10 protein-coding genes are annotated in these 9,595 nt (G+C 53.9%); 5 read left to right on the forward strand and 5 right to left on the reverse strand.

Translation table 11 applies throughout. The features are described from left to right. Positions 1-6: 6 nt before the first annotated feature. Entirely contained in the window at positions 7-1,002 is a 996-nt protein-coding gene (locus ACLQ7H_RS20885) for a bile acid:sodium symporter family protein (RefSeq protein ID WP_411754320.1), read from the forward strand. A 17-nt stretch (positions 1,003-1,019) separates the two neighbouring features. Further along, complete coding sequence (locus ACLQ7H_RS20890; RefSeq protein WP_411754314.1) at positions 1,020-1,334, forward strand: NIPSNAP family protein; 315 nt, start codon at positions 1,020-1,022, stop codon at positions 1,332-1,334. 44 nt (positions 1,335-1,378) lie between these two features. Here ACLQ7H_RS20890 and ACLQ7H_RS20895 read toward each other — a convergent pair whose 3' ends face one another. Beyond that, positions 1,379-2,269 carry a LysR family transcriptional regulator gene (locus ACLQ7H_RS20895; RefSeq protein WP_411754315.1) on the reverse strand — a complete coding sequence of 297 codons (891 nt, stop codon included), beginning with the start codon at positions 2,267-2,269 and terminating at the stop codon, positions 1,379-1,381. Between the two features lie 132 nt (positions 2,270-2,401). Here ACLQ7H_RS20895 and ACLQ7H_RS20900 point away from each other — a divergent pair, with 132 nt between their 5' ends. Further along, positions 2,402-3,643 carry an alpha/beta fold hydrolase gene (locus ACLQ7H_RS20900; protein ID WP_411754316.1) on the forward strand — a complete coding sequence of 414 codons (1,242 nt, stop codon included), beginning with the start codon at positions 2,402-2,404 and terminating at the stop codon, positions 3,641-3,643. A gap of 46 nt (positions 3,644-3,689) precedes the next feature. On the opposite strand, the gene add is transcribed toward ACLQ7H_RS20900, so the two are convergent. Both add and ACLQ7H_RS20910 read right to left on the reverse strand, forming a co-directional pair. Further along, on the reverse strand, positions 3,690-4,688 hold the full coding sequence (gene add / locus ACLQ7H_RS20905; protein WP_411754317.1) for an adenosine deaminase: 999 nt from the start codon (positions 4,686-4,688) through the stop codon (positions 3,690-3,692). A gap of 163 nt (positions 4,689-4,851) precedes the next feature. After that, positions 4,852-5,607 (reverse strand): DeoR/GlpR family DNA-binding transcription regulator, encoded by a 756-nt coding sequence (locus ACLQ7H_RS20910; RefSeq protein ID WP_411754321.1) that lies wholly within the window; start codon positions 5,605-5,607, stop codon positions 4,852-4,854. A 101-nt stretch (positions 5,608-5,708) separates the two neighbouring features. On the opposite strand from ACLQ7H_RS20910, the gene ACLQ7H_RS20915 reads away from it, so the two are divergent. Then, complete coding sequence (locus ACLQ7H_RS20915; RefSeq protein ID WP_411754322.1) at positions 5,709-6,299, forward strand: NUDIX domain-containing protein; 591 nt, start codon at positions 5,709-5,711, stop codon at positions 6,297-6,299. A gap of 44 nt (positions 6,300-6,343) precedes the next feature. Here ACLQ7H_RS20915 and ACLQ7H_RS20920 read toward each other — a convergent pair whose 3' ends face one another. Next, on the reverse strand, positions 6,344-7,525 hold the full coding sequence (locus ACLQ7H_RS20920; protein ID WP_411754318.1) for a MalY/PatB family protein: 1,182 nt from the start codon (positions 7,523-7,525) through the stop codon (positions 6,344-6,346). Between the two features lie 46 nt (positions 7,526-7,571). Continuing rightward, on the reverse strand, positions 7,572-9,155 hold the full coding sequence (gene malX, locus ACLQ7H_RS20925) for a maltose/glucose-specific PTS transporter subunit IIBC (RefSeq protein ID WP_411754319.1): 1,584 nt from the start codon (positions 9,153-9,155) through the stop codon (positions 7,572-7,574). 224 nt (positions 9,156-9,379) lie between these two features. Here malX and ACLQ7H_RS20930 point away from each other — a divergent pair. After that, positions 9,380-9,595, forward strand: a 216-nt coding sequence (locus tag ACLQ7H_RS20930) for a LacI family DNA-binding transcriptional regulator (protein ID WP_411754323.1), incomplete at its 3' end; no start/stop codon positions are given.

Below are 9,595 nucleotides of genomic sequence, written 5' to 3' on the forward strand. Positions count from 1 at the left end.
TGCAGGATGTCCTGGTTACAACGTCTACGTATCGACAAGTTTTTACTGGTGCTGCTGATGGTGGTGCTGTTGGCCTCATTGCTGCCCTGTGAAGGGATTTGGCAGACTTTCTTCGAACATTTAACCACTGCCGCGATAGCCCTGTTGTTCTTCATGCATGGGGCGAAACTCTCCCGTGAGGCGATCGTTGCCGGCATGAGCCACTGGAAGCTGCACCTGGTGGTGTTTCTCAGTACCTTTGCGCTCTTCCCGCTGTTAGGGCTGTCGATGAACCTGCTGGTGCCGGGCTTAATGACGCCGACTGTCTATCTGGGTTTCCTTTATCTGTGCGCTCTGCCTGCCACGGTGCAATCGGCAATCGCGTTCACCTCCGCTGCCGGAGGGAACGTGGCGGCGGCGATCTGCAGCGCTTCGGCATCCAGCATTCTTGGGGTATTTCTGTCTCCGCTGCTGGTGGGGGCATTGATGCATACGCAAGAAGGCAATACTGACGTATGGCATGCTATCGGCGCGATTATTCTGCAACTGATGGTACCGTTTGTTATTGGTCATCTGGCGCGTCCGCTGATTGGCAAATGGATCGATCGCCATCGCAAACTGATTAACCTCACCGACCGTTCCTCGATCCTGCTGGTGGTCTATACCGCCTTTAGCGCTGCGGTGGTTGAGGGGATTTGGCACACCATTGACGGCTGGTCGCTGCTGACGATCCTGGTGATGTCGCTGGTGCTGTTGACGGTGGTACTGATTATCAACACCTATGCCGCACGTTGGCTGGGCTTTGATACCGCCGATGAGATCACTATCGTGTTTTGTGGTTCGAAAAAAAGCCTGGCCAACGGCATTCCGATGGCCAACGTGCTATTTCCGGCCGCTGCCGTTGGGGCGATGGTATTACCCTTGATGATTTTCCATCAGGTGCAGTTGATGGTGTGTGCGGTGCTGGCACAGCGCTATGCGCGTAAAACAGCCCAGCAGCGCGAAGTTGCCGTAACTAAATAAAAAAACAAGGATGCAGCATGACCAAGGTAGTCGAGATTTTGCAATATCGTTTACAGGCGGGCAGTGGCGAGTGTTTTCACCACATCATGCAGCATGATAGCGTGCCTCTCCATAAGGCCGCAGGGATCACTGTGCTGGAGTACGGTGTCTCGCTACACCATCCCGATGCCTATTACCTGATGCGGCGGTTTGACGGCATGGCGGAAATGGAACAGGTATTGCAGGATTTCTACCGCAGCCAAGCCTGGTTGGAGGGCCCGCGTAGCGAGATTGTGGCGCTGATCGAGGAGAGCCACCGGGCGGTGCTGCCGTATCAACCCGCTTTTGTCTAATAAGCTGAGGCACTGGCGGTATTTACGCCTGTATGTGTCTCTGCTTATACCAATTGCGCTTCGTCGATAATCTCTACTAAAAAATCAGCCACGGCCCGGATACGGGTCGATGCAGTCAAGTCGGGATGGCTGACCAACCACAGATCTTCTGCAAACACCTGTTCTGTAGGGATGACCTTGACCATCTCACCGTTTTGCGAAGCGATAAAACAGGGTAAAACGGCCAGACCCAGATTGGCTTTTACCGCAGCAATCTGTGATACAACGCTGGTTATGACCAGCGTGGCAGGGGCATTCGGGTAGTTGCCGGTAAGCCATTTTGCTGACGGCAGGTGGTTATAACAGCTATCCCAGGTAATGAAACCTCGCCCATCCAGCGGATGGGTTTCAAGTGTTGGATGCTGCCGTAGATAGGTTTCAGAACCATAGACTGCCGATGCCATTCGGCCCACCCGGCGGATTTTAAGTGAGTTCTGTTCCGGGCGTACCAGACGGAGTGCAAGGTCGGCATCGTGACGGGTGATTGAGACAGTATTGACACCAGTAATGATTTCCAGCGCGATATCGGGAAAACGGGCGCTAAAGCGTGGCAAGGCCGGAATAATCAGCTGGCTTGCCAGCGTCTCCGCCGTTGCTAGCCGTACTGTCCCCACAGGCCGAAGATCTAGCCCAGAGACTTGACTTGCCAACAACAGAATTCTCTCTTCCACTTCTTCGGCATATTTTAATATGCCCTGACCTGCGTCGGTCAAAAAATAACCGGTCTGGTGGTGTGCAAACAGGCTTACCTGCAGGCTGTTTTCTATTGCCTCAATTCTTCTGGCTACCGTTGATTGGCTGACTTTTAGCGCCGTGGCGGTTTTAGTTAAACTCTGCGTTCTCGCTACGGTGAGAAAGAAACGTAAATCATTCCAGTCCAACTCGGTTGTGGTCATGTTATTTTCTATTTATGGAAAATGATTTCCTGATTGTGTACGTATTTATGCATATTTGGAATACATATAATTTGCTCACTCACCATCAACCGATAATGACATCGGTGATGTATTCTCACCAGGAGTGACATAGTGGAAATTCTTGATCGTAGTACGGCTCCAAAGTTGAATGCGAAAGAAGTGGTACAGCGTTATTTTTCTGCGTTTGCACAGGGGGATATTAATCAAATCATTGCGTTGCTGGATGATGAAGTTGTCTGGCATATCGACGGTAGCCCGCATGTTTCTACCGTGGGAATACTGCAAGGGAAGGTGCAGGTCAGGCGCTGGTTCGAGAGCTTCCCCAAAAACTTCAAGCCGCAAGAGTTTGTCATTAACGAGCTGTTCGAAAATAACGATAATGTCGTGGTTCTGGGGCGTTTTCGTCATACCTTATTAAGTACCGGGAATACCGTGGGCAGTGACATGGTGATCCATTTTAAAGTCGCTAATTCGAAGATCGCTCGCTATCAGATCTTTGAAGACTCTGCGTTGCTTGGCCGGGCTTTTGACCCTGTAGATAACTGGCAGCAGCAACAGCTTAAAGTTAACCAGACCCTCTATCGTTATTGGGATCGCGGCGAAGGTCCGACGCTGATTTTTGCCCATGGGCTGTTGGTTGATCATGAAGCTTTTGCCGCGCAATTTAACGCGCTGAGTGAGTCATACCGCTGTATTGTGCTTGATATGCCAGGGCATGGGCAAAGTGGCTACCATCCTGACGGGTGGACGCTTGACGATCTGAGCCGAGATTTGGCGTTGATGATCCAGGAACTGTCACTGGGTAAAGTCACCTTTATTGGTCAAAGCCAGGGAGGGATGGTTGGCATCAGGCTGGCGGCACGTTATCCGGAACTGATATCGGGATTGATCCTGATCGGCACTAGTGCCAGAGCTGAGTTTCCTGAACGGTTGGTACACTGGCAACAACAGCGTGAAGTCATCCTCAATGGGCCTGAGAAACAGCGTGCAGCGGTATTTACCGCCATTCAGCTTCGAATCAATGGCGAAGCGTGGTTATCGAGTAATCCTGCTGAGGTGATCCACGAAAGGAGCGTTATGTTGGCTCACGATCGAACCGGATTGGCACTGGCTCTTGACGCTGCTGTGATTACCCGGGGCGACGTGCGTAATTTACTCCCCCAGATTAAGGTGCATACGTTGGTTATCTGTGGCGAGCATGATACGGCAACCCCTGTTGAGCTGAGCCGTGAAATAGTGAGTGCTATTGAGAATGCATCGTTGCTGACCTTGGCCAACGTTGGACATCACCCGATGATTGAAGCCCCTAAAGAAGTGACTGAAGCGATTAGCGAGTTCTTGCGTTTACTATGAGGAACAGGCTTAGCGACCTGCAAGGCCGCTAAGCCTGCATCGCGTGTTAAGCAAGTACTTTCGAGCGTAGCGCCTGTTTTTCCTGCTCGCTGAGGAACGCCATCTTCAGGCCGTTTTCCTGCGCGGTGCGGATTTCCTGCGTGGTTAATCCGGCCTGTGGAGCCGCTACGCGGTATTCATGCTCAATCTCGATGCCCTGAACGGCCGGATCGTCGGTATTGATTGAAGCCACCACGCCATGGCGTAGGAAAGTCGCCAGCGGATGTTGTGCCAACGAAGCTACGGTGCTGGTTTGAATATTCGAGGTCAGGCACGACTCGATGCCGATGGCATGCTGCGCCAAATAATCCATCAGAGCCGGATCCTCCACCGCTTTAACCCCGTGGCCGATGCGCTCTGCACCCAACTCACGGATCGCCTGCCAGATGCTTTCCGCGCCAGCGGCTTCACCGGCATGTACGGTAATATGCAGGCCTGCGTCACGGGCACGATTGAAATGGCTGAGGAACAGACTACCAGGGAAGCCCAGCTCATCACCCGCCAGATCCAATGCGGTAATGCCATCGCGGTGGGCCAGCAATGCGTCTAGTTCTTGCAGACAGGCCGCTTCGCCAAAGGTACGGCTCATGATGCCAATCAGACGCACGTCAATATCGCGATCGCGGCAACCAGCACGAATACCGTCAATCACCGCTTCCACCACGCCAGCAACCGGCAGTTGGTGCTTCATCGCCATGTAGTAAGGGGAGAAACGCAGCTCGGCGTAGTGCAAGCCAGCGTTTGCCGCATCTTCCACGTTTTCATAGGCTACGCGACGGCAGGCATCCAGATCGCCCAGCACCGCCACGCCCCAGTCCAGCTTTTGCAAGAAGCTCATCAGATCGGGTTCGGTCTGGGTGATTTGCACATGGGGAAGCAGGGTGGCCAGCTCATTGGCAGGCAGGGTGAGATTGAACTGGCGGCCTAGCTCAAGGATGGTTTGCGCACGGATGTTGCCGTCCAGATGACGGTGAATATCGGTAAGGGGTAAACGGCAGTCGATCATGATAGGCACTCATTATTTTTGTTTGGGTAAAGTGCAGAGCAGTATAAAAACAATCTGATGAAAATATCTATGGAGTTGCATAAAAAAGTGATGTTTATCACATTAAATTGCGGGTACGACGCAGTTTAGGACAATGCTGAGTGGAATTGTGCCCTCCAAGTCTTCAAGCCTTAATCACGGTTACACCCGCTTGCTGTAGCGGTTCAATCAGGGCGTTATCGGTGTCACCTTCCACCACGATCGTCTGCGCCAAGGTCAATTCACCAATAGCATATTGTGACGCAGCGTTCAACTTGGCGGCAGAGGCCAGCACCACGGTTTCCGCCGCTCGGGCGGCTAACGCCCGCTTGATATAGGCTTCTTCAAGATCGCCAGTGCTCAGACCTGCAACGGGATGCACCCCAGTAACCCCCATAAAATAGAGATCGGCACGAATAGGCGACATGGCCTCAACTGCCGCTGCCCCCACGCAGACGATAGAGTGTTTATAGAGCCGCCCGCCGATCATGATCACCTCAATATTGGGATGTTCGACCAAACCCACTGCGACGCTCGGGCTGTGGGTCACGATAGTGGCCTGCAAATTATGCGGTAGGTGCCGAACCAGTTCGGCTGAAGTGGTGCCTCCGTCCAGTATCACCACCTGCCCAGGCATAATCATGGCGGCCGCGGCTTTGGCGATGGCGGTTTTGGCGGATGACTCCAACGTATTCCTTTCGGCAAAGGTGGCAATGGCGGATGAAACCGGTAGGGCGCCCCCATGTACCCGCTGCAGCAGCCCCTCGCTGTCTAATTCGCGCAGATCTCGCCGTAAAGTATCTTCGGAAAGCCCAAAAAACTCACTCAATTGCTTGGCGACAACCTGCCCATCCTGGGCCAGTTTTTCAAGAATGATCTTTTTACGTTGGCTGGTCAGCATGTGGGATCCCATCTCTTTCTGTGCATGAATTATCTTGATCATACACGAATATGCACGATATTATCAATATTACTTCCGGTGATGATAACGAGGTTGAGCAGATGGTGACCACCAAAGACAGAGTGCGTATTGTTGCAAGCCAAGTGTTGTCTGATGATTGGTATGTGCTGAAAAAAACCACCTTTGATTTCCTGCGGCGCAATGGGCAATGGCAGCGGCAAAGCCGTGAAACCTACGATCGCGGTGATGGAGCCACCATTTTACTGTTCAATCGCCAGCATCAGACCGTGGTGCTGACACGCCAGTTCCGCTTTCCGGTGTTCGTTAACGGTCACGATGGCATGCTGATAGAAGCCGCCGCAGGTCTGCTGGATAACGCTTCCCCTGAGGATCGTATCCGGGCCGAGGCAGAAGAGGAAACCGGCTATTTCGTGCAAAACGTGCAGAAGGTCTTTGAGGCCTATATGAGTCCTGGCTCGGTAACCGAAAAACTGCACTTCTTTATCGGCGAATACGACGCACAAAGCAGAGTGGCTGCCGGTGGTGGCATCGAAGAAGAGGGCGAGGATCTGGAGGTGCTTGAAATGCCGCTTGCAGAGGCGCTAGGCGCAATTAATCAGGGAGTCATCGTCGATGCCAAAACCATCATGCTGCTGCAATACGTGGCGTTGAACGGTACCTTGGAGAAGTGAAGTCAGGCCATAAACCAGGGGCATTGTGCCCCTGGCGATACAACCTATTTTGCTTCCAGGACAAATTGCAACGCAGCAATCAGCTTATCCATCCCGGCCTCAACCTTGCTACGCGGGCAGCCGACGTTCAGGCGTAGGAAACCACGCCCCTCCTCGCCGTAGGTAAAGCCTGGCATAATGGCGACTTTCTCACGCTCGATCAGCACTTGCTGCAATTCGCGGTCGTCAATGCCCAATGGGCGTATATCGATCCACGCCAGATAAGTGGCCTGCGGTGGCTGCCAGTTTAGCTGTGGCAACGCCTGATTGAGCCGCTCGGCCACGTAGGTCAGGTTATCTTGCAGATAGTCCCGCAGGGCGTCTAGCCAAGGCTCGCCGTGGCGGTAGGCAGCAATATGGGCCGCCACCGCCAGCACTGCCGGTGAGGATAGCCCATCGCGGCTTTTTAGTGCCTGAACGTAGCTATCACGCGCGCTATCATCGCTAATAATGCCATAGGCACCGGTGAGTGCCGGAATGTTGAAGGTTTTAGAACCGGAGGTCAGCAACGCCCATGGGGTGGTGGCCACCTGGCTCCATGGCGTGTGACGATGTTCCCCCCAAACCATATCCATATGGATCTCATCGCTGATCACCTTCACGTCATGGCGTTCGCACAGCTCCGCCATCTGCTCCAGCTCTTGCTGTGTCCACACTTTGCCGGTGGGGTTTTGCGGGCTGCACAACAGCAGGATCTTGGTTTGTGGCCGCGCCAGCAGCGCTTCCAGATGGCCCATATCGCATTGCCAATCGTTATCCACTTTGTGCAGCGGGCACGGCAACACCTGGCGCTGATTACCCAGGATCACTTTATAGAACGCATCATAGGCTGGCGTATGGGTGACCACATATTCCCCCGGAGCCGACCAGATACGCACCAGTTGCGCCACCATGTAAATCACCGAAGGGCCATAGACTGCCTTGGTCGTATCGATGGGAGCATTGAAGCGTTGTTGATACCAATGCCGCACCGCGCCAAGAAAGTCTTCATGCTGCCAGCGGCTGTAGCCCAGCACGCCGTGTTGCAGGCGCTGTTGCAGGGCTTCAAGAATGCAGGGGGCGGTGGCGAAATCCATATCGGAGATGGTGAAAGGCAGCAGGTCTGCCGTGCCAAACCGGTCGGCGATGTAGTCCCACTGGGTGCACCAGGTACCGTGACGATCTACCGGGGTAGAAAAATCAAACATGTAAAACTCCGAACAAGGGCGCAGCAGGCTGCGCCCGGGGGGAAGGTTATGCGTTGGCCATCAGTGATTCTAACTCATCTTTCACCGATTGCACCTGCGGGCCAATCACTACTTGCAGGTTATGGTCATTAAGGTGCACCACGCCGATAGCCCGGTTGGCTTTCAGCACCGCATCATCCACCTTGCTCATGTCGTTAACCGACATACGCAGGCGGGTAATACAGTTATCCAGTGAAACGATATTCTCTTTACCGCCTAACGCCGCCAGGATAGCGGGCACGTTATAGCCGGATTTACCCACGGCACCGACAGGGGCACTCTGCGTAGCGGTGGTTTCGGTCTCACGGCCCGGCGTTTTAATGTTCCAGCGCTGGATGGCGAAGCGGAAGATCGCATAGTAGGTAACGAACCAGATGGCGGCCACCAACGGCACCAGGTACCACTTGGTTGCGGTGCCGTGCAGGATACCAAACACCACGAAGTCGATAATGTTACCGTCGGTGTTACCGATGGTGACGCCCAGCAGGGCCATCACGGTGAAGCCCAGACCGGTCAGGATCGCGTGGATCAGGTACAGGAACGGAGCGACAAACAGGAACAGGAATTCGATCGGTTCGGTGGTGCCGCCGACGACGCAGGCAACCACGCCGGAAATCAGCAGCCCTTTGATCTTGTGACGGTTCTCTGGCTTGGCACAGTGGTACATGGCTAACGCCGCACCCGGCAGGCCGCCGAGGAAGGCAGGCATTTTACCCTGGGACAGGAAGCGGGTAGCGCTTTCGGCAAAGCCGTGGGTGGTAGGGCAAGAGAGCTGTGCCTGGAAGATGGTCAAGGCACCGCTGACTTCGCGGCCACAAACGTCCAGCGTACCGCCCGCTTCGGTAAAGCGGATCAGCGCTACCAGAATGTGGTGCAGCCCGAACGGCAGCAACAGACGTTCGCCGGAGCCGAAAATCATCGGCCCAAACATGCCTGCGCCGTTAATCATACGGCCCAACCCGTTAATACCGGCAGCGAACCAAGGCCAGATCAGCGGGATAATCAGGCCGCACAGGCCCAGTACCACGGTGGTGACGATTGGCACAAAGCGAGTACCGCCGAAGAATGCCAACGCATCCGGCAGGCGGATGGTGTTGAAACGCTCGTGCAGCAGATAAACGATGATCCCGACGATCACCGCACCGAGGATACCGGTATCGATAGACTGAATGCCCAGAATGTTCTGGATGTTATTGGCTTTCAGCACCAGCGGATCGACGGTAGGCAGCACGCCTGACGTGGTCAGGTAGAAGTTGGTCGCCAGGTTCAGCACGGCAAAGCCGACAAAACCCGAGAAGGCGGCCACGCCTTTGTTCTCACGCGCCATGCCCAGAGGGATGGCAATGGCGAACATCACCGGCAGGAAGCTGAAGGCAAAGGAGCCGATCTTGCTCATCCAGGTGAACAGCAGTTGGAAAGCCGGATGACCAATGAAAGGCAGCAGGGTGATCACGTCACGGCTGCTTAGTGAGCTACCGATCCCCAGCATGATGCCGCAGAATGAAAGCAGTGCGACGGGCAGCATAAATGTCTTGCCCAGGCTTTGGAAAAACTCCCAAAGCGTAATTTTTTGTTTTTTAGACGCTGGCATAACCGACGACTCCTGGCGAAAAAGCATGCAATGTTATGTGTACCCGATTAGGTAAAAATAAGATAAAACGTTTTACCTAGTAAAAATGCGTCCCTAATCACAATTATGAACGGTGCTTTGCGGTGACAATGCCTATCTGGGTAAATCGTTTTACTGCATTGAGAGATTCGGTATACCATTAGTTATCAGGGTGAAACTCGCCCTGATAGGGCATTGCAGAGGTTATTACCATCAAAAAGATCACTATCACTGACGTCGCACAGTTGGTCGGCGTATCCGTGACCACCGTTTCTCTGGTGCTGAGCGGTAAAGGGCGTATTTCTCCTACCACCATGACCCGTGTGAATCAGGCGATCGAGCAGCTTGGCTATGTTCGTAACCGTCAGGCCGCTACGCTGCGCGGTGGCGAATCGGGGGTGGTAGGGCTGATCCTGCGTGAT

Origin of the sequence: Serratia sp. (in: enterobacteria) (assembly GCF_046715635.1) — a bacterium.
Taxonomy (GTDB): Bacteria; Pseudomonadota; Gammaproteobacteria; order Enterobacterales; family Enterobacteriaceae; genus Chania.